Origin of the sequence: Arthrobacter sp. SIMBA_036 (assembly GCF_046535135.1) — a bacterium.
In the GTDB taxonomy this organism is placed as follows: Bacteria; Actinomycetota; Actinomycetes; order Actinomycetales; family Micrococcaceae; genus Arthrobacter.
Genome location: NZ_JAWRXG010000014.1, coordinates 15,972 through 37,104 on the forward strand (window position 1 = coordinate 15,972; position 21,133 = coordinate 37,104).

The following is a 21,133-nucleotide window of genomic DNA, read 5'->3' on the forward strand; positions in this document are numbered from 1 at the left end:
GACCCGGGCGGAGTCAGGAGATGCCTGGTTAGCTGCGGGAACAGAGTTCCGCCATACCTCCCAGCCGGCGTAACTGTCGTTGAGTTCGACGAGTCGCACCCGGCGCAGGGCGCTGGCTGCGACCGAGTTCCGGACCCCTGACTGGCAGTAGGTGACGATGGTGCCCTCGGCGGGGAGCTGGTTTAGGTGCCACATCAGGCGGCCGCCGCTGAGCTGGTGTGAGCCGGAGATGAAGTGTAGTCGGTCAAAGAAGGCCATCGTCTTCACCGCGAAGACCCCCACGCCCAACCTCACGCCGCTCCTCCTTTATGGGCCTCTTCGTGAAATTTGAACGCTCACTCATCCGCGAAACAACAGCGGAAGGGCGTCAGGCCGTAGGGGCTTGGCGAGGGCGAGGACGATGACGTTCGGGCCGCAGGCGAGCAGGCCGGAGTCGATGCCGCCAGTCTAGATCGGGCCAAAGCTTACGGGATTCAAGGCTGAGAAGTTCAACCTACGCAGGCCTCGTCCCGTAATTGTCGAGACCCGGGCCGTACCGCTTGGTTATTACCGCCTCAGTGTTTCCTCCTGCTGGCCGCGCCGGTTCGCTCAGCTCAGACGTTCAACCTGGCGGTTGGCGCCCCGCCTGCTGCGGGGCAGACAGGTGAAGAAGGAGGGCTGCTCAACTGGCGCGAGCGGGACGATAAGCCACTGGCCTACGTAGAACTCCACGTACGAGTCTGAAGGGCAAACTGCATAGGCTTCTTCACGTGTCATGCCGATCATTCCTTTCAAAACCGATTTATGCAGATAAGTACATCTCGCTTGCTTATAAGCTTAGACCTTTAACATTACATGTCAATAGACATTTGACATTAAAGGTTAGACAATGAAGATAGGACACCCGGGGAACCCTGAGAAGGAGCGACACGTCGATGAACACGTGGAGAGAGCAGCTCGCGTTCGCCCCCTTGGCCACCTCTGATCGGGGGGAAGAGGTGGGAAGGCGGCTCAGGTACGCCATTGAACTCGGCGTGCTTGAAGACGGGACCCAGCTGCCCAGCGAAAACGAGCTTGCAGCCAAGATGGGCGTCTCCACCCTGACCCTTCGCTCGGCGTTGGCCGAACTGCGCGGACGCGGCTTGCTCGAGACGCGGCGCGGCAAGGGCGGCGGAAGCTTCGTTAAAGCCAGCACCGACGACATCATCAAGGCCGAGCGTGAATCTCTCATAACCTACTCCCTCGATGACCTGCGAGACATCCGCGACTACTGGGCCTTCCTGGCGGGATCGGCAGCCGCTGCCGCAGCGGACCGAAGCGGGCGGCTTTCCCATGGGCGCCTGGCATCGATGGCGGTGAAGATCGAGTCGGCTCAGGATGCTGCGCAGGCGATCCGCGACGACAGCATGTTCCACATCGAGCTTGCCGCAAGTTCAGGCTCCCTGCGGCTCACGCGCGAGGAAATGGCGATGCAGGCCGAGATGGGGCCACTGATCTGCGCAGCCCCTGCCGGATACGCGAACGCGGCATCAGAACATGCCGCTATCGTCGAGGCCATCCGGTCCCGTGACAAAGCACGGGCCCGGGCCCGGGCCGAAGATCATGTCCGTGCGGACATGAACCGGGTACTCGACCTACGCATGAGCGCGGATGCATCACGGAAAGAATCTTTTCCTGACCCCGCTAATGAAGAACGCGAAGTCGCGTTGATCGAATCCTTCGCTAAGCTGCTGGCCGATACGGCCTCCTCCTCGATCCGGTCGATTGAAGACGCAGTACACGTCCAACTCGGCTCTAAGCGTCAGGCTGGCACCTCTGACCTGGACGCTATCTACGACGTATCGCGGCGGATTCTTGAAGGGAACGCCGCACTGCTGTACGGAGCTGGCTTCCTGTCTGACACCGCATTTAGCCATGCGGGCAATGCGTGGTGCCATGCTCCGACGGGACCCCAATCACTTCAGCGGCTCGTGGTCGACTTGGACTTATATGACATCGGAACCGTAGCGTGGCGCCCTAAGCACTATGGCGACAGGGCCGTCCATATCAGCCATGCGTACCTGGATGCCAACGGGAGCAACGAAAATGTCGTCACCTTTAGCAAAGCCGTTTTCGTGGAGGAGGAAATGGTTGGGATCGTCGCTGCGGATGTACTCGTCCGCGGAATCCAGAGCCACCTCGAACCTCACCTTCGGGCCTTACCCCCGAATACGTGCCTCATTGACCAGCAGGATGCGATCATCGCAACCAACACCGGCCGCTTCATGGGAGGCACCTACTCGCCCGGACAATACTCGGGGAAGCAGATAGACATCCTCGCCATGCCGTGGCGACTCTTCATCGGTGCCCCTAGCGCCGGCCGCGCACCCTAAACGCCGCAGCCCCGTCCTGCAGACAGCGCCTTAAGTTGTGCAAACTTGCCGTCCGCATTTTGTGCCTGGCCGTGAAGCATACACAGAAAAGAGGTAAATGAGCGCCGCATTCACCACACGAGGCGTGGGATGCATGTTCGACGGCGACATCTTCTATCTGCCCGCCAAGACCCCCGATGCAGAAGGTGCTAAGGCTTAGATCAAGCCCGGCATAAAGTCTCTGATTCACAACCTAATGTGGCGTTACTGGAGTTTGTTCTTACTCTGGTCCTAACCCCTCCGAGGCCCTACCACTGAACTCCAAGGAGTCAACAGCCAGAGAGAGGCGATCAACCCCATGCATGGCGTCGGCTGCCCGGACCAGGGTCAGGTGTGAGAACGCCTGGGGGAAGTTACCGGCCATCCGCCCTTCGTCGGTTGCGTACTCTTCGCTCAGCAGGCCGAGCTCGTTGGCGAACCCTACGAGTTTGTCCATCAAGGTCTTTGCCGCCACGTGTCGATCTGTGCGTGCGTACTGTTCGACGAGCCAGAATGAGCAAGCGAGGAAAGGATGTTCGCCCGGCTCCAGGCCGTCAACGCCGCTCTCTGTTCGGTAGCGGAGCAGAAGGCCGTCGTCGGTAAGGAGTTCCTGTTCCAGCCGGGCAACTGTACCAAGCATGTGCTTGTCGTTGTAGGGAAGAAAGCCGACTTGAGGCATGACCAGCAGCGCTGCGTCTGTTTGCCGTCCGCCGTAGGTCTGGGTGAAGGAGTGGATGCTTCGGTCGAATCCCTCCCGCATGATCTCTTCACGCAGCCGCTCGCGGAGATGTTCCCATTTCCTGGCATCCCCCGGTAGTCCATGGATCTGGACGGCCCGGATCCCGCTGTTGAACGCGGCCCACATCATCACCCGGGAGTGGGTGAAGTATTGTGCTTCACCACGCATCTCCCACAGGCCAAAGTCCTTGTCGTTAAAGTGTTTTTCGACGAATCCCAAAAGTGCCTGCTGAAGGGCCCAGGAGAAGTGGTCTTCCTTGCCGCCGGCCATGCGCAGTCTTTCCAGGGCCACCATCACCTCGCCAACAACATCCGCTTGGAACTGCGACACTGCCGCGTTCCCGATGCGCACGGGTCGGGAATCTTCATAGCCAGGGAGGTGGTCGAGTTCGCGTTCAGGGAGTTCCCGTTCTCCCCCTACCCCGTACATGATCTGCATCTGTTCGGGGTCTCCAGCCAGGGCCCGAAGGAGCCAGTTGCGCCACTGCAGGGCCTCGGTTTCGTAGCCGTGGGTCAGCATGGATTCCAGCGTCAATGCCGCGTCCCGCAACCAGCAGTACCGGTAGTCCCAGTTCCGTGGCCCACCGAAATCCTCTGGCAGGGAGGTAGTAGGTGCTGCGACGATGCCACTCGTTTCAAAATGCGTCAGGGCCCGCAGCACCAGCAGGGAGCGCTTTACCACCCCGGCGTAGACACCGTCCTGTCGGCAATGGCTCCCCCAGCGGCCCCAATAATCTGTGGCCTCGTCAAGAGCGGCGTCAACGTCTACCGCCGGCGGCAAGGGACGGTGCGAGGGGAACCACCTGAGTTCGAAATCAGCCTGCTCGCCTTGTGAAATGGGGAACTCTCCCTCGTGCCCGTGCGCATGCGCTTGCGGAAGATGAGGTCCCCGCAATGCGAGGGCATCCGGACCGGCCATGGCCAGAAGTACCGGCGCCGACGACGACCCGCTGTCGCGGACACGACTCACCCAGGGCAGGGCCGTTGAATATCCCGGGCGGATCCGAAGCGCTTGATGTATTCTCACGCTGCCTTCCACCCCGGTAACCCGGCGGACGAGGGACGAGCCCTCGCCGCCCAGTGGCATGAAGTCGGTGACTAGCACCTTCCCACCACTGGTCTTCCATGTGGTCTGAAGCACGAATGTTGAGTCGATATAGCCGCGGCCGACAACCTCAGCACCGGGTTCGCTGGGAGCCAACAACCAGTGCCCGTGGTCATCAGTGCCCAAGATCCGACTAAACACCGAGGGCGAGTCAAAACGCGGGAAACAGAGCCAATCCACGCTGCCATTACGGGATACGAGAGGCCCCGTTCGGAGATCCGACAGCAACGCATACTCTTCAATGAGTGCAGCCATGCCCACACTTTTCCACATTTAGATCACTACCGCCCTACGTAAATCTAGGTTGGTGTGGAATTGCAAGGTCCGGCGGGTGGCATCATCATCGAAGCCTAAACTTCGAACCCTTTCGAGACCCCGGCAAAGGCCTAACCGTCATCTGCTCCTGCTCGTGCCCGGCTGCGGGGTGCCGGATCCGCTGGGTGACGGGTTCGGGTGGGGGCAGTATGTGCAACCGCCACTCCCCCGGCAGCCTCGGTCACGGTCACTGCCATCTTCCTCCGATGGCTCCGCCATTTCGGGTTCCCCATCCTCGGGCTCTTCCCCCAAGCCGAATCCTCCCTTGTCGGATGCCCTGACGTCAGATTGGGGTGTGGCTTAACCGGCAGGCATAGACTCTGCTGGCTGCGAGGGTGGGACCGAGCGAGCCGCCTAGATGGTGGGGCGTCCAAGCCATCCGCGGACCCCCGACGATGATCGCGCTTCGCTCTTTCAACACCATCACCAGCTCTGGCGTCGATACGGCTTTCATTACCGGAAGGACAATCGCAGGATTGCCGGGCTCCTCGACGGATTGCGCTCCAGCGGTGCTTTGGCCTTATTCAGTGGAACCGCCGGGCGGCAGGGGCGAGCGGTCAGTTCAATTAGGATTCGTTTCTGTACTGCAAGCCCATCCAGGGCAGCGCGATCAATTCGTCCTTAAGGGGGTCTGGCGAATTATTCGCATGGCTTCTTCGATTACGCTCCGTTCGGGCTCGTCACATCCCTGGGTTGGCTGTGTGCTTATCTCGCTGAACATGAAATCTCCCTTGGCGTGGGATGTTGATTTTGGTGGCTTTTCGAACGCTGCCCCGTCGTTGTTGGTTTTCAGACAGAGATAATGGACCAGCCAGCTTCCGTCCGTACCTCGACATCGAGGTGCCAGCAACTAACCGCGATGCTGGAGATGGCTTCCGGTGGTTTGGGGCCCGGAGGGGACGGTCGTCACGGGGGTCAGAGTTTATGCGGAGAAGAGGGCTGATTCCGAGATCGTTCCCTGGGGAACGTCGTGAGAAAGCTCCACGGAGAACGTCTGTGGGTCTTGTCGGGTGACGATTACCCCGCATCCTGGGTTCTTGAGGGCTTTCTCGATCGCTGCCTCGACGGCTCTATCGAGCTTGTTCTCAATCTCTGTTCAGCGGGCTGGTGAGTGCGTTTCCTCATACCACTATCTGCCGTAGGGATCGGCGATGCCAATGTATTGGGTGGTGCTGTATTCAGCGATGCCTTCGGTGCCGCCTTCGCGGCCCAGACCAGACTGTTTCACGCCGCCGAAAGGTGCTGCCGCATTGGAGATGACGCCGGCGTTGAAGCCGACCATGCCGAATTCGATTTGTTCGGCTACGCGTAGAAGCCGGTTGAAGTCGCAGCTGTAAAGGTAGGAGGCGAGACCGTACTCGCTGGCGTTAGCCAGCCGGATGGCGTCTTCCTCTTTGGTGAATGTGGTGACGGGTGCGGCGGGGCCGAAGATTTCCTGGCCCAGGATCGCTGCGTCGTTGGGCACGTCAGCGAGGACGGTGGGCTGGTAGAAGTAGCCTGGCCCGTCCATGGGTGCACCGCCGCGGCCTGTTCAGCTTCAACTGCATTGCTTTGGTGCTCCCACGGAGGGGTTTCAGGTGCAGTGCTCTTGCTCGGGGCTAGAGCACGGAGTTGAGGAAGGTCTTGGTTCGCTCGTTTTGAGGGTTCGTGATCACGTCCAGTGCCGGGCCGTGTTCCACGATCGCGCCGTCTGCCATAAACACGACACGGTCGGCCACATCGCGGGCGAAGTTCATCTCGTGGGTGACGACGACCATCGTCATTCCGGACTGGGCGAGGTCCTTCATGACCTTCAGGACCTCGCCAACCAGTTCAGGGTCCAGCGCGGACGTGGGCTCGTCGAAGAGCATCAGTTTGGGCTCCATGCAAAGGGCTCTTGCGATGGCGACGCGTTGCTGCTGGCCTCCGGAGAGTTGGCGGGGATATGTGCCGGCTTTGTCTGCGAGACCGACGCGCTCCAGTAGTTGCAGTGCGCGGGGCGTGACTTCTTCCTTTTTCTGCGTCAGAACCCGTCGGGGTGCTTCTGTGAGGTTTTCCAGAACTGTCATGTGCGGGAAGAGATTGAAATGCTGGAACACCATGCCGATGTCTGCGCGACTGCGGCAGATGTCGCTGTCTTTTTGTTCGTGGAGTTTCTTTCCTTTGATTTCGTAACCTATGACTTTGCCGTCCACCCACATGCGGCCGCCATCGACACGCTCAAGGTGGTTGATGCAGCGCAGTAGGGTGCTTTTGCCCGATCCCGAAGGACCGATCAGGCACACGACTTCGCCCGCAGCGATTTCGAGGTCGATTCCTTTGAGGACTTCGAGCGGCCCGTAGCTCTTATGGACGGAGTCCGCTTTGATCATTGTTCGTGTTCCTGTGCCGGCCCGGGTCGGGACAGTCGTGGTGGAGGTCATCGGGTTCCGCCTTTCCGGCCCAGCCGGTCGTGGGTATTGAAGAACAGAACGAGTCTCTGCCAGGGCGTGAGTGGGAGGTTACGCTGACCGCCCTTGGCGTAGCGGCGTTCCAGGTGGTACTGGCCGACGCCCAGGATGGACGTGATGATGATGTACCAGATGCTCGCAACAATCAGCAGCGGTATGGTCTCGAAAGTCCTGGCGTAGATGATCTGGGAGGAGTAGAGGAGTTCCGGGACAGAGATTACCGATACGAGTGCTGTGGTCTTGAGCATGCCGATGGTTTCATTGCCCGTCGGGGGGATGATCACTTTCATGGCCTGCGGCAGGATGATTCGCTGCATCGTGCGGAAGCGGTTGATTCCAAGCGCAGCGGCAGCCTCAGACTGGCCGTGGTCAACTGAGAGAATTCCGGCGCGCACAATTTCGGACATGTAGGCGCCCTGGTTCAGTCCGAGACCCAGTATCGCTGCGACCATCGGGGTGATGAGCTGGTTGGCGTCAAGCTGCACGCCAGGAATGCCGAAGCTGATCACCGGGTAGAGAGCTGCGAGGTTGTACCAGAAAAGCAGCTGGACGAGGACGGGTGTCCCGCGGAAGAAGTTCACATATGCGGATGCTGCTGCACGGACAACCGGGTTGAGGGAGAGTCGCATGACGGCCAGGACCACCCCGAGAATTATGCCGATCACCATGCAGACTGCCGTCAGCATAAGCGTGATCGCGATGCCGTTCACGATTGAGGCATCCCGGATGTATTTACCTACCGTTTCCCAGCCGAAGCGGGGATTGGTGATTACGGACTGCGCCGCCAGAACTGCCAGCGCCAGGACCAGGGCCGCTGAAATCCACCGGCCCAGGTATGTCGCCTTGACCGTGGTGTAGTCATCGAAAGATCTGAGCGGCGTTCCCACCGGGATTGCTGTGGTGCTCATTTGAATACCTCTCTGTCCCGTCGGCTGTTAGCCGGAGACCCTGTCAGCTGAGATGGCGGAGGTGGAAGGGATTGCCCAACGCTCGTTGATTTCGGCGTAGGTCTTGCTCTGAACGATCGCCTTCATGGCCATGGTGATGGCAGAGCGCAGACCGGAGTCTTTGTTCAGGGCTATTCCGGAAAGTCTTGGCTGGTAGTCACTACCGGCGGCCAGTTCGAATTTGTTGCCGGCAAGTTTTCCCTGGTACGCCAACGGGATGCTGTCTGCCATGACACCGTCAACCCGGCCGGAGAGCAGGGCGAGATTGGCATCTGTTTGGGCGGGGAAGACCATTTGGTCGATGGGCGACGCGCCGCTGTCGGTGCATTCCTTCGACATGGCCGGCAGGATGTCGAGGGCTTCGTGAGTACCCTTCTGTGCCGCTACTTTCTTCCCGCAGAGAGCCGAAGCGGTCATTGAGAGCTTGGCGGGATTGCCAGGCGCGACAGCCATGCCTGAACCTCCGGAGATATAGGCCACGAAGTCGACCACTTTCCGGCGCTCGTCCGTGATGTTGAAGGCAGACATGCCGACGTCGTACTTCTTGGAGGTCAACCCCGGCAGAATCGTCTCGAAAGTAGCGGGGACGTACTGTGCTTTGAGTCCGAGTGCGGCGGCCAGGGCGTTTCCGGTGTCGACGTCCCAGCCGATCACGGTCTTGTTGTCTGTATCGAAGTACTCAAACGGCGGATACGTGGGATCCGTCGCGATGACCAGGGTCCCTTTGTCCCGAATTGACTGAGGCAGCAGGGCGCGGGCTTCCTCATTGACGGCTACAGACGTACTGACGGATACAGAAGGGCCAGCTGCCGGGCTTGTTCCGTTGGAGTCGCCCACGGACGCTGTTGTGCAGCCGCTGGTGGCGGCCACAGTGAGGCTTGCCGTCAGGAGCACTACCGCCCTATTGGTGAATCGCATCGTATTTTGCCTTTCATCGATCGAGCCAATGCTCGATTCGGAAACAGATCGTTAGAGCCACCTGGGCAGAGGAATCCGCTTGGCTGATGTGATCTGTTCACTTCTGGTGGGGTGCTACGTGACGTGGGCCACGCGAGCAACTGATGTCCATCGAGCTTGGCAGCGTGCCACGATGCCCACATGGTTGTGTTAATCAAAAAAACAGCCCAGCTTTGTCGTCCGCGACAAATAGAGTGCAGCGGTCTCCCGCCACCATGTAAGGCATGAGAATTGATTCGGAACCCATAACGGCCGCCCGTGACGTGGCAACAGACCTGGCCAGACGGGCGGCCCTCGAATTACGTCCATTGTCCTCCAATGAAGAATTCGCGGCTGCAGCGACCCTTCTGGCCCGTATTTGGGGCACGAGTATTGACTCTTCGCCGCTTTCCTCGGATCTTCTCCGAAGCCTGAGCCATGCCGATGCCTGCGTCATCGGCGCGATCGCCGGCGGGGACGTCGTCGTCGGCGTTGCCGTCGCGATTTCCGGTCCACCGGCATCCGAGAACATGTATTCCCTGATCGCGGGGGTCAGCCCGGAATTTGCCGGACGCGGTGTGGGCATCGCGCTGAAGTACGCTCAGCGGGTGTGGGCCCTGGAACGAGGTGCCAGGCGGATGCTGTGGACCTACGACCCGTTGATCAGGCGCAACGCGCATTTCAACCTCGTGCGCTTGGGCGCGCAGGTAGTGGACTACATTCCGGAGTTCTACCCGCCGATGCACGACGCTTTGAACCGAACGGACCGCCCGGACCGCCTTTGTGTCAGCTGGGACCTCACATCTGCAGGCCCGTCAGCGCCTGCAGCGGATGATGGGGCCGTTGCCCTTCGGGCCGGAGCCGACGGCGGCCCGAAGGGCAACGGCATCCACCCTCAGCGCCGCATGCGGGTATGGATCCCCCGCGATATAGAGCGGATGCGAGTCGAGGACAGTGGTCTGGCCATGGAATGGCGCCTCGCCATGGCAGAAGTTCTTCGTGAGGCCGAGACCCACGGGCTGGTCCCCGTATCGGTCTCAAGCTCCGGACACTACGTGTTGGACAAGGTGCGTGCGCTGTGACCAGGTCATTTCGTGTGGAGTTGCGCACGTTGTGCATGCCGCTTGCCGGGGAGTTCAGGACGTCGCGGGGACGCGAGTCAATCCGTGAGATGCTTCTCGTCAGATGGGTTACGAACGACGCAGAGGGGTGGGCCGAATGCGCAGCGGATCCGGACCCGGTCTATTTTCCGGAGCGGCTTGAGTCGGCGCGCCGCCTCATCACGGACGTACTCGTTCCACTGGTCGCAGCGGCCGCCCCGGTGACCGCCGCCGGGGCCCACGTTGCCATGAAACGCATCCCAGGGAATCCGTTGGCCAAAGCAGCCTTGGAAAGCGCCATCCTGGACGCAGAACTCCGCGCGCACGGCATGTCCATGAAGAGCTACCTCGGCGGCTCGCGGGACAAGATCAGCGTCGGCGTTTCGGTGGGCATTTCGGATTCGGTGAACACCCTGCTCCGCGAAGTTGAAGGCTATGTGGCCGAGGGATATCCGCGGGTGAAACTGAAAATCGCGCCGGGCTGGGATGTCGAACCGGTGCGTGCCGTCAGACGCGAGTTCGGCGACGACTTGCTTCTTCAGGTGGACGCGAACCAGGCATACACCGTCGCTGACATGAGGACACTTCGCCGGCTCGACCAGTTCGACCTCACCTTGCTGGAACAGCCGCTCCCCGCTGAAGATCTGCTCGGTCATGCCCGTTTCGCAGAGTACCTGCAGACTCCCATATGCCTGGATGAGTCCATTACGTCCTGTGCCTCTGCGGCGACAGCGATCCATCTCGGCGCGGCGGAGATCATCAATATCAAGCCTGCACGTGTCGGCGGCTACATTGAAGCGCGGGCAATCCACGACCTCTGCCTGGCCCAGGGAATCCCGGTATGGTGCGGCGGTGTGCTGGAGACCGCGATCGGCCGGGCAGCGAACCTGCAGCTCGCTTCGCTGCCAGGTTTCACCCTTCCGTCAGACATCTCGGCCACCAAACGCTATTACAACAGCGACATCGGCCAGGATTTTCATATCGAGTCCGGGACCATCAAGGTCCCGGAGGGCCCGGGAACCGCAGCAGTGTTGGACCTGGATTACCTGGAATCCGTCACCGTCGATCGCGAATGGGTGAACTGAGGGACAGCCGTTTCCGCACCTGAAGAGGAGAACACGCTGGCAGTCTCCCGCTGCCACACCGGCACCGCCGCGGTGTCCAATCCTGCGATTGAGCATTGAGGCGTGGCCCGCGGAACACCGCGGACCTCACGGGGCCAAAGGCCTCCAGCGCCTGTCGCGTCTGTGCAGGTAGAGCTGCAGCCACGTGATCAGGCGGAGGGCCGGGTCGTCGAGATCAATTCCAAATCTCTTCGTCAGCTGTCGCATCCGGTACCGCTGCGAATTTTCGTGGACCATCGTGATTTCCGCAGCCCGGCGGTTATCACCAAAAGTGTCCAGGTATGCCAACAGTGTCGAGGCGTACTCTGTGCTGTTCTGCGAATCATAGTCAAGGATTCGTTGTACAGAGGGCAGTAACCGGTCAGAGGCGGCTACCGTTCCTTCGGACAGCTCCTGCAACAGGATCCGGTGGCGCTGATCCTCGGTGCATATCGACGTATCCAGGGCTTCCGTGCTCTGAAAGCGGAAGGCTGTCTCTATGTCCTTGTGTGCTCTGTCCAGGTCAGCAGCACTATGTAGCTCTCCGGAGTAGGCACATCTGAGATCGGCACTTGCCGCGCTTGATACCGCCCGCTGTGAAGCTGTCAGGAATTGCTGGATTCGCTGGCTGCTGAGCTGATCAGCCCGGGGAAGGAGCACAAACACGCAACTTCGAAGGACAGTGCATGAGGCGGTCCTGCGGACAGCTTCAGCGTTCAACGCGATGATATCGGCAACCCGCCCGAGATCGATCTCGGTTCCAGGTTCATCGGACTGGGCAAAACCGATGAGGACGACAGGCATTTGCCTGGCCAACGTGAGAGCAACGCCAGGATTGATCTGATCGCCACCGAGGGCCGCGGTAAGCAGTTCACCGCGGCGGTGGCGCTGCAAACTGTAGGCACTGGCGGCGTGCATCAGGTGCAGAGACGCGATAGGCGCCGCGTCAGCGAGGACCCTGGCAATTTCCTGACTTCGACTGCCACCATCATCAAAAGCCCACAGAGAACCAATCAAGCGTGATCCCACGCGTATCGGCATAGCCACACGGTCCAAGGCTCCGTGCTCCTGCCCGAAGAAAACAGGTTCGGTTGCCATGGCCACGGCCCGATAGCGGGCGAGATACCAGGGCAGGTCGGGTACGACACGGCCCAGAATCGCGTCACGGCGACTGCCATCGGTTTCCTGATCGGCAATATTTGAATAGGCCACCACTTCGCGGTTGACGTTCTCAATGGTGACGGCAGTTCCTGCCATTGCGGCTATCGCATTGGCCAGACTGAACAAGTCACCGGGCGTGACACCAGCGATAGAGGCGGACTGGATGTCCCCGGGGTTGGATACAGCCGCACTGATTAGTGCATGAAGAGAATTCCAGGAGGCGTCATCGGGAGCACACAGCACCTGAACGCCCCCGGCAAGGGATACGTCCACTGCCCCCTCGGCCAAATCACGGGGTTTGATGACAACAGCGGCGTAGCCGCAAGCTGCGGCCTGCTCAATAGCCGCCGACGCAATTCCCTCAACCATCGAGGCTCCAGTCATAAGGAGAATCCCGCCCGGTATGGAAGGCACCTTCTCCATTGGATCCCATACAACAGAGGCCCGAACCTCGGGGTCGACGGCAGGAGAACCATCGGCATGTCCGTGGGGCCACAGCAACAACGGCCCAAGAGTTGCCAGCAGAACGCTCAGGGAAGTACCTGACTCGGGATTCGGGTCGTTCTCCATACCTAGGCTCCTATGAGGTCGACGGGCTCTCGACAGGGCTCCTGAGCAGAGAATCGATGAGCCCGGCCAGCAAGGCGGCCCGCTCGGGCATCGCGCTGACCTGAGCCCATTCTCCCTCGCAATGGGCCCCTGCACCTACGGCGCCTAGACCGTCCAGTGTTGGAATCCCCAATGCCGCAGTGAGGTTTCCATCGGAGGTTCCCCCAGCCATCGCCTGCCGTAGAGGAGGCAGGCCGAGAAACTGCGCTACCTCATTTGCGCGGTCAAACAGGGCTGAGGCCCGGGCCTGCGCAAGCGGGCCCCTGTCGATCCCCCCCTCGATCTTGAGACTCGCGCCATCAAGCTGGGGCCGGAGGCTGCGAAGCGCGCAGTCGACCCGTTCCAGCTCATCCATTGACGCCGCGCGAACATCGATGTCCAGCCAGGAAGAAGCCGGAATCTGATTGGAAGCGTCACCTGACCGAAGCGTGGTCGGCGTAACCGACGTTCCCGCCGGAGCGTCCGCCAGCTTCTCTATCGACAGGATCTGCTGCGCAATCTCAAGGGTGGCGTTGACCCCGGCGTCCGGCTCAAGACCGGCGTGCGAGGCACGCCCCCGAGCATGTAGCCGATAGGTGCTTGCGCCCTTGCGACTCGTTTTCAACGCACCGTCCAGACTTGCCTCAAGGACCAAGACAGCTTCTGCACCGGCTGCGAGCTTCTCAATCCAGCTCCGGGATGACGGTGACCCGATTTCTTCATCCCCTGTGATAAGAATCTGGACTCCGTCCGGGCGTCCGAGGGCCTGTACTGCATAGAACGCCTGCACAAGGCCCGCCTTCATGTCGAAAGAGCCCGGCCCCGTGGCTTTGTCTCCATCCACAGAAAACGGCCATCGAGCAGTAGTCCCCGGCGGCCAAACAGTGTCGTAGTGTCCAACGACCAGGACCTTTGGCCGATCACCCATGGTCCAAAGCAGATGATCGCAACCTTCTCCTGGCAGATAGACCGGCTCACACCCGAGCAGCCCCCTCCCCACATGTGCGACAACATACGCCGCCGAACCGAGCTCCACTGGATGCGCCGACGGCGACTCGGCGGATACAAGTAACTCCAGATCCACAACCATCCGATGCTGGAGTTGGGACAATGCGTCCAGCAGTGAATTAGCCAAGGTGGCCTCCTAGAGAATGGGTTTGATCCATCATCCGCCACCCCAGCGGCCCAGCCAGCTCCTGTTCCGACAAATTTCTTCAGCTTGTTTGTCGAAGGCGACAATCACGAAATATGCCCTGCAAAGAATGATGAGCGCGTGGTGGAAAAGGTGACGTCGGGACTAGATCTGCCGCTCTCCGCGTTCGATAGTTTTCGGCGACTATCCGTGTTGATTGTCCGCGGATCTTTCGCGGGCGGGACGCCCCAGTTCCTGCGTTCGCCACGGGCCAAGAGGAAAACGCATCGGCGTACGCAGGTCATCCAGCATCGCCGTGAAAGCCCGCTCATGGGCCCTGAAAAGCCGGACATCGGGATCCACCAGCATCCGCGGGACGAAACCCGAAACGACTCCAGTCACTGCAACCCCTAAACCATGGAAACATGCATTAGATGCAGGAAACCTACGGCACTAAGGCTCGGCGCGCCAAATCCAATGTCACGGGCGAAAGACTCCCAGGCATGCAAAGCGGTTCTGACCTGCGAAAACGTCCGGTTCGTCTGTGCACGGGAGTATTCGCAGCTACTTCTACTCCCGTGGGTTAGCCCCCGATAATTGCGATTTCGTCAACCTGGCTGAGCTCGACAAACTCGTTCCGGTGACCCTGATTGCATCCGCTGTTGGGGCCAATTCGGCTATCCACGGCAGACTATTTGGGAGCCGTAAGGGTAGCTCCCCTAGCAGCAGCAGGGGTGGATAAGCCATGAAAGTTTTCCCGCTTGTCGACGCTGGAACCGGGATCGCGGTTGACCGCAAATCAAGTCCCTCACTTCTGATGACCCCACCCTAGGCGCCACCTGTCAGCTTGAGGTACACCCCAACCTGACGTCAGATGACCAAGCCTAGGCTGTCAGGTTAGGTTGGATATTGCCGCCTTCTGACACAGGCCCGTGGATCTCTTAGGGCACACCCTGACAATTCTGCTTTGCTCTGGTCGTCACAGCGGGGCCCAACGAAGATGTTCGGTCAACAAGCCGGGGGCACCTGATTGCATTTCGTCGCAACTGACGAAGCCCTTCTCAAAATATGCGTCAGCGGCCTCGCAGTGGATTTCAGATGGACTACTTAACGTAACTGACTGCTCCTTCGGATTCCGAACTGAATTTCGTTGGTCCAGAATCCGGCGAGCGGTTCAATTCCTGCGGATAGTCCCTTCTCTCCGTCTGGGCAGGTGATCCGTCATCCGGGATTACTCAGAGCTTCGCTCCAGCGCCAGCTGTAGCTGCAGGAACAGCTTCGATGACCTTGTTGAATTTGTTTTGGACGATGGCCGAACCAATCGAGCCAAGCAGAAGCAGTAGCCAGAAAGTCGCGTGTCGGCCAAGGCCTTTGCGAGTGAACATTTCGACCCCGACGGAGTACTTCCAGAGCCAGATGATGCTGGCGATAGGTACGATGAGCAGCCAGGCTGATGGGATGGAGGCTCCGGATTGGTTCAATTCGTTTTTGGTCTTGACGCTCCAGACCAATGCGTATATGCCAAAGGTGATCAACGGCAAGAGCAACGGTGCTGCAATACTGCGAACTTTCATGGCTTCGATTCTTTTGATGGGACCTGAACGGTGGCATGGGAAGAGTAGTCGTGCTGCGCGTGCTTGCTGTAGGTTTGCCGCGGATCTGTGTGTCCACTCCCCTCGCATTCCTGGGGTTAGGCAACCGTAAGCCGGGCGTTCTGGTCCTCGTCAGGAGTGGCACGAAGTGAGGGCGGGCAAGGAAACCTTCCCGGATGCCCGGCAAGGAAGCGAACCGGAGGTAGACAGCCCACTGCAAGACCATCTACCCAGGCTGCCCGGGCTTCTGCCTAACCATTCGAGTATGACGGTCCCACCTCAAGCGATACCGAGAAATATGTCAAGATTCGCTCAAGCAACGCAGGACTGCCGGTCAACTCGCATCAGCTCAGTCGTTGAGAACCACGCCGGCCAGCGATGGCCCGGCTGAAAGGCCCACTTGTACTTGTCGGCGGTTTACTGCTTGAAAGCATCCATGTTTTGGTAGCGGAACATGAAGGCCGCCATGGCGTCCCGGTTGACGGCGGCCACGGGTTGGAAGGTCCTGCTTCCGTCTGTTGCGGTCCATCCGGTGGTGATCTTGGTTTCTGCGAGCCAGTTAATCTGCGTATAGAACTGGTTGTTCGTGGTTACGTCAGTGAAGGGTGAGGCGAGGGGCGCCGTGTAGGTGGGGTTACCGGCGAACCTGTACAGGAAAGCCGCCATGGCGTCACGGTTGACAGGGCTGAGGGGCTGGAATGTCCGGGTGTTGTTCGGCCCGGGATAGCCGGTGCTGATGCCAGTGGAGGACAGCCAGGTGATCTGTTTGTAGAAGGGGTTGTCGGTGGCGACGTCCGTGAAGGGCGAGGTTGCCGGGGCAGTGAAGGTCGGGCTGCCGGCCAGGCGGTACAGGAAAGCAGCCATCGCATCCCGGTTCACCGGGATGAGCGGCCGGTAGGTATGCGTCCCGTCCGCTTCAGTCCAGCCTGTGCTGATGCCTTCGGACCCGAGCCAGGTGATTTCGTCATTGAACAAGGTACCCGTCGGGATGTCCGCGAAGGCCATGGTCGGGCGCAGCGCGAAGTCAACTCCGAGTTTGGTCTCTCCGGAGCCTCCGGTAACGATCGTGGCGGAACTTCGAAGGATCTTGCCGGCGAACCATTGCTCAGCGAATGGTACGGGCTGGGACGTTCCCGCGTTCCAGTAGTTCGCTGGCATGGCCACGACCCGGTAGGAACCCGCGGGCAGACCCGGCACGATGTATGAACCATCCTGAGCCGGAACTGTGACCGCGGTGGGCGCTGCCGTCGCGTTCGCAAAAACACCGAGGCAGGGTCCGCCAGATGCACTCTCCGGCTTCGCGCCCATCGCTGCCTGTTGAACGGCTTGGGAAGGTGAGGAGGCTGGGAAGATTGCGAGGCAGACTCCGGTCATCTGGGCAGGATTCGGGCCGGTAACCCGGCCGGCGACGGCGGTGGCCAAGTTTAATATTGCGCCGACCAGTGTTGTGGTTTTCCCGGCAGTGACGGTGACAGCCCCGGCAGCGTTGAAAGTGGCTTGGTTGGAATACCATTGGCTGGCGTAGGCCTGTTGATGGACGCCGTTGGTGTCCTGAAAGCCCGTGTCTCCGAAGTACACCTTGTAGGAACCTGTCGGCAGCCCTGGAACCGTGAACGAGCCATCAGACTGAACGGGGGAGGATTTGTAGTTGTAGGCTCCCTCTGCTGCCGACGCTTGGTACACGTAGGCGGTAACATTGGTGAGCTCTGGTCCGGTGGGACCGGCAACGGTTCCGGAAATCGCTCCGCCCTGAGCCAGGGCGGCGTTGATCCCGGTGAGGTGCTGCGACTCCCCTACCGTGAGCGCGGCCGCGGAAGCAAAGCTGTCCTTTCCGGAGTACCACTGGCCCAAATACGTATCACCGGCGCTGAAGGAGACTTTGTAGGTTCCCGCTGCCAGCCGCCCGACGCTGTAGGTGCCGTCGGTGTTGACATTGCTGCTCTCCACTGACTCGGTGCCGTCGCCGGCGGCGTCGTACACGCGTACGTTCATCTGGGCGAATTCGGAACTTGGGGGGCCGGTGATCGTTCCGCTGATCGTTGCCTCCCCAGCCATGGTCGCGTCGACGGTCACCGATTGGCCCGTCGTCACTGTGACCGGGCTTGCGAGGTTTTTGTCGAGGAGCCCTGGTCCCCAGATGGCTATCTGGTACGACCCTGACGCCAAGTCTCCGATGGAATAATGACCATCGGATCCGACCGGAACTGTTGAGTAGGACGTGAAGGATTTGGGGTCGTAGGCGTTCACTTTAACCTGCGAGGCGTTATACCCTGCAGGGACCGTGATGTGGCCGCCGATCGTTGCCCCTTTAACGAGTGTCGCGTTCAAACCCGTGATCGCCTGCCCGGCACCGATCTTAACCTCAGTGGCGACATCGTAGGAGGATTGGTTTGCGTACCACTGGCCAACGGCCCCGCCAGCGGAGAAATCAACTTTGTAGCTTCCTGACGGTATTCCCGTGATCGTATATGAACCATCGGTTCCGGCCAGCGTGTAGTAGTGGTCGGAGTAGTTTGTTGCGTTATGCACGTCGACCCAGGTGGTGGACGAGCCCTCAGGCGGGACGGAGACTTTTCCGCTGACGGACCCTGTACCGGTTGCGGCCAGAGCGGGTGCTCCGCTGATGAGGAGCGATGCGGTGATCGTGCTGAGAAGGGCGGCAAAAAGCCGCCCGCGCTTTCGGGACGCAAGCAATTGACGGTCCTTCCGTACATGGTGACGGAAGTGCCGCCCCCCAATAGTTGTCCGCCGCTGCTGCAGACGAGCGAAACTTAGCAAACCCGGCCGCGTTGGATCAATAGCCAGCACTGACCGGTCCCTTCCTTCCACCCCATCCGGCTCGCCCCACGTTCCGACATTGTTTCCACTTTCGATGCAACGAGAGGTAACGTGACCCTAGCCATAGCGGTCTTGATGATTTCTAGGTTCATTTTGTTCGTGGGTCTGCGTTCGCAGGCTTTTGGGGGTGCGACGTCCAGTCGCCCATGACTGAACAGGTCTTTCGATGCATGGTGTCAGAACACGTGGGCGGCTGCTGGTTACAGTACTCACAATCCTCAGTGCCCTTCCTCTCGCCGGGCTGATGGCCCCGCCGGCTTCAGCGGCTCCCTCCGCCCAGTTAGCGGAGACGGCAACAATCAGCGGAACAGTTTCTGCACCGCTCGCGGCCATCCAGTCCGGCATCAGCGTTCACGCGATCGGCCCAGGCGACTGGGAGTGGCACGGACCGAACGTTGCCAGCGATGGTACGTATCAGATCCCCGCTGTGCCTGCGGGCAGAGTTATCGTGTATTTCGAAGCACGATACATTGACGCCAGCACCAACCTCGTCACGCTTGAGGCCAAGACCTCGGTGTTGTCCTTGGTAACCGGCCAGGGGCTCAGCGGCGCTAACGTCACGATGGCCCCTGCCGCCACCATCACCGGGACAGTGAATCTGCCACCGGGAACCAACCAAAACGCTATGACAATCGTGGCGTTCGACGCCTCCGGCAACGGGAACGGAGGCGTCCGATCGGGCTGGGTCTACAACAACAGTTACTCACTGAACTTACCCGCGGGCAGTTACAAATTGGTGTACTACGAGAGTGATTACCTCGACTCGACCACCAGTGCCTACGTTCAAGGAACCCTTGTCACGCAGTGGTACGCCAACAAGACCTCCTTCACCACGGCGGACCCGCTCACTGTGACATCGGGCCACTCCCTTGCCGCCTCCGCTATTACCATGGCCCAGGGAGCAACCATCACCGGTCGAGTCGGACCGTCCGCGGCTTCGAACACCTGCATCGGCGCGTTCACTTCGTCTTCGACGGCCACTGCCTCAACTGTGACGCAGTTCGCCTCAAAGCCCCAAAAGGCCGGACCGACGATGAAACCGGAAGCGGCGGCTGCGACCTGCGCCCCCAGTGACTGGCTCAATCAATTCGTACCCTTCAGTGGAGTGAACACCGACGGAACCTACACCATCACCCGGGTGCCTGCCGGGTCCGTGAAAGTTGAAGCGATCGCAGGCCCCGACTGGAGCACCTATAACAACGGAAACTTTCAACCCGAACCGTTCGCCGGACAATGGTACGCAGGGAAAATACTGCGCAGCACCGCAGCCGGGCTACCTGTCACCTCGGGCCAAACAGTAACGGGCATTGATTTCACCATGCGCCCGAACGTTTCCTTCACAGACGTGCCCACCGGAACCCAGTTCCACGACGAAATCACCTGGCTCGGATCCACCGGAGTCAGCACCGGCTACCCGAACGGGGACGGCACCAACAGCTACCAACCCCTGTCGCCCGTGAACCGCGACGCCATGGCCGCGTTCATGTACAGGCTCGCCGGGTCCCCCGCCTACACGCCACCGACGATCTCCCCCTTCACGGACATCACCCCCACCACGCAGTTCTACAAGGAAATCACCTGGCTCAACACCGCCAAGATCAGCACCGGCTACCCGAACGGGGACGGTACCTACAGCTACCACCCCCTATCCGCGGTCAACCGAGACGCGATGGCAGCGTTCCTGTACCGTTTCGCCGGCAGCCCCGCCTTCACCGCTCCGCCGATCAGCCCCTTTACCGACATCGCAACCGACAACCAGTTCTACAAGCCGATCACCTGGCTTGCGAACACGGGAATCACCACCGGATGGACGCAACCTGACGGAACGAGAACGTTCGCCCCCCTCACCGCTGTCGCCCGGGATGCCATGGCCGCCTTCATGGACCGCTATCAACTCCTCGACGCCGCAAAATAGGAGTTAGTCCTCAGCGACCTGCGGTCCTCTGCCCGCACCGCCAACCAGAAATCACCGAAACCGGGAAGCTCCTCCTAGCGCTTCCCGCGGATCAAGGCAGGCCATCTAAACCTTAAGGAACCCGTTTTTCGGCTCGCACGAATTGGCGTTTCGCCCCCGCGCTGGCGTCAACGGTAACGAATTACGATGGTAACCCCAGCGGCCGCGGTGACACGGAGATTCCAGCACTAGGCTTTCGCCCATTCCCGAGCACAAGCAACCCACAATGAACAAGGACCCATGAAGAAGCACATCTACAGCGGCACCGGCGTGTTGGTCGTGGCGCTCTTGTCTGGCTGCGGAGCATCAGGCAGCAGCGCGGGCGCCGTATCGAGCCCCACGACAATGCCCACGGCGACCGAGACTGTGACAGTGACCGCTACGCCGACACAATCCACAATTCCGACGAGCGGCAACTATGCGGCGGACCTCGCCGCACTCGGCGTCGTCCCGGACAACATTAAGGGCTTCGCCGACTATATGGAGAAACAGATCTGTGAGCAGACCGGCTCAGCTTTAGGTGTGGACGTTCGCTCCATTGGCGGGAACAAGACAGGCGGCGGCATTGCTGGAGTCCGCCTGACAGTCGCGTATTTCTGCCCGGAGAAGTCTCAGGAAGTCGAGTCCTATCTCAACTATTTTAAGCAGTAGCGGGCGTGGGAAGGGAAAGGGTCGGTGGAGCCTTGGGGACAATCGGCAGGGTGCCTAGAAACTCTGGGACGCCTGCCGACGGTGACAGCGGCGCGGCCATGCATGCCCGCACTGAGTCTTCGAACTTCCGCCGAAATGGTCGGCGCCGCACGGTTGGTCGGCACGGCACTGGCCC

At 60.3% G+C, this 21,133-nt stretch carries 14 protein-coding genes and 2 pseudogenes; 5 read left to right on the forward strand and 11 right to left on the reverse strand.

The window, feature by feature from the left end; genetic code table 11:
* Positions 1-42: 42 nt before the first annotated feature.
* Positions 43-231, reverse strand: a pseudogene (locus SB659_RS17220) (rhodanese-like domain-containing protein); the annotation flags it as partial.
* A 683-nt stretch (positions 232-914) separates the two neighbouring features.
* Between SB659_RS17220 and SB659_RS17225 the strand changes: the two are divergent.
* Positions 915-2,351: a GntR family transcriptional regulator gene (locus SB659_RS17225; RefSeq protein ID WP_410551216.1), complete on the forward strand. Its 1,437-nt coding sequence runs from the start codon at positions 915-917 to the stop codon at positions 2,349-2,351.
* A 259-nt stretch (positions 2,352-2,610) separates the two neighbouring features.
* On the opposite strand, the gene SB659_RS17230 is transcribed toward SB659_RS17225, so the two are convergent.
* The 5 genes and pseudogenes from SB659_RS17230 to SB659_RS17250 all read right to left on the reverse strand — a co-directional run bounded on the left by SB659_RS17230 (position 2,611) and on the right by SB659_RS17250 (position 8,821).
* Positions 2,611-4,467, reverse strand: coding sequence for a glycoside hydrolase family 15 protein (locus SB659_RS17230; RefSeq protein WP_410551217.1), 1,857 nt, complete (start codon positions 4,465-4,467; stop codon positions 2,611-2,613).
* Positions 4,468-5,656: 1,189 nt separating this feature from the next.
* Positions 5,657-6,049, reverse strand: a pseudogene (locus SB659_RS17235) (aldehyde dehydrogenase family protein); the annotation flags it as partial.
* A 76-nt stretch (positions 6,050-6,125) separates the two neighbouring features.
* Positions 6,126-6,929 carry an amino acid ABC transporter ATP-binding protein gene (locus SB659_RS17240; protein WP_410551218.1) on the reverse strand — a complete coding sequence of 268 codons (804 nt, stop codon included), beginning with the start codon at positions 6,927-6,929 and terminating at the stop codon, positions 6,126-6,128.
* On the reverse strand, positions 6,926-7,864 hold the full coding sequence (locus SB659_RS17245; RefSeq protein ID WP_410551219.1) for an amino acid ABC transporter permease: 939 nt from the start codon (positions 7,862-7,864) through the stop codon (positions 6,926-6,928). The genes SB659_RS17240 and SB659_RS17245 overlap by 4 nt, the downstream gene beginning before the upstream one ends.
* A 27-nt stretch (positions 7,865-7,891) precedes the next feature.
* Positions 7,892-8,821 carry an ABC transporter substrate-binding protein gene (locus tag SB659_RS17250; RefSeq protein ID WP_410551220.1) on the reverse strand — a complete coding sequence of 310 codons (930 nt, stop codon included), beginning with the start codon at positions 8,819-8,821 and terminating at the stop codon, positions 7,892-7,894.
* Positions 8,822-9,084: 263 nt separating this feature from the next.
* Here SB659_RS17250 and SB659_RS17255 point away from each other — a divergent pair, with 263 nt between their 5' ends.
* A complete protein-coding gene (locus tag SB659_RS17255) occupies positions 9,085-9,921 on the forward strand; it encodes a hypothetical protein (protein WP_410551221.1) in 837 nt (278 codons plus the stop codon).
* Positions 9,918-11,024: an o-succinylbenzoate synthase gene (gene menC / locus SB659_RS17260; protein WP_410551222.1), complete on the forward strand. Its 1,107-nt coding sequence runs from the start codon at positions 9,918-9,920 to the stop codon at positions 11,022-11,024. Before SB659_RS17255 ends, menC begins: the two co-directional genes overlap by 4 nt.
* A 126-nt stretch (positions 11,025-11,150) precedes the next feature.
* Here menC and SB659_RS17265 read toward each other — a convergent pair whose 3' ends face one another.
* The 5 genes from SB659_RS17265 to SB659_RS17285 all read right to left on the reverse strand — a co-directional run bounded on the left by SB659_RS17265 (position 11,151) and on the right by SB659_RS17285 (position 18,209).
* A complete protein-coding gene (locus SB659_RS17265; protein ID WP_410551223.1) occupies positions 11,151-12,773 on the reverse strand; it encodes a PucR family transcriptional regulator in 1,623 nt (540 codons plus the stop codon).
* Between the two features lie 10 nt (positions 12,774-12,783).
* Positions 12,784-13,926 (reverse strand): M20 family metallopeptidase, encoded by a 1,143-nt coding sequence (locus SB659_RS17270; RefSeq protein WP_410551224.1) that lies wholly within the window; start codon positions 13,924-13,926, stop codon positions 12,784-12,786.
* Between the two features lie 201 nt (positions 13,927-14,127).
* Entirely contained in the window at positions 14,128-14,325 is a 198-nt protein-coding gene (locus tag SB659_RS17275; RefSeq protein WP_410551225.1) for a hypothetical protein, read from the reverse strand.
* Positions 14,326-15,158: 833 nt separating this feature from the next.
* On the reverse strand, positions 15,159-15,497 hold the full coding sequence (locus tag SB659_RS17280) for a DUF4234 domain-containing protein (protein WP_410551226.1): 339 nt from the start codon (positions 15,495-15,497) through the stop codon (positions 15,159-15,161).
* A gap of 435 nt (positions 15,498-15,932) precedes the next feature.
* Positions 15,933-18,209: an S-layer homology domain-containing protein gene (locus SB659_RS17285; protein ID WP_410551227.1), complete on the reverse strand. Its 2,277-nt coding sequence runs from the start codon at positions 18,207-18,209 to the stop codon at positions 15,933-15,935.
* 388 nt (positions 18,210-18,597) lie between these two features.
* Between SB659_RS17285 and SB659_RS17290 the strand changes: the two genes are divergently transcribed.
* Together SB659_RS17290 and SB659_RS17295 are read left to right on the forward strand one after the other, a co-directional pair.
* Complete coding sequence (locus SB659_RS17290) at positions 18,598-20,268, forward strand: S-layer homology domain-containing protein (RefSeq protein ID WP_410551228.1); 1,671 nt, start codon at positions 18,598-18,600, stop codon at positions 20,266-20,268.
* A 279-nt stretch (positions 20,269-20,547) separates the two neighbouring features.
* Complete coding sequence (locus SB659_RS17295) at positions 20,548-20,958, forward strand: hypothetical protein (protein WP_410551229.1); 411 nt, start codon at positions 20,548-20,550, stop codon at positions 20,956-20,958.
* The last annotated feature ends 175 nt before the right edge of the window (positions 20,959-21,133 follow it).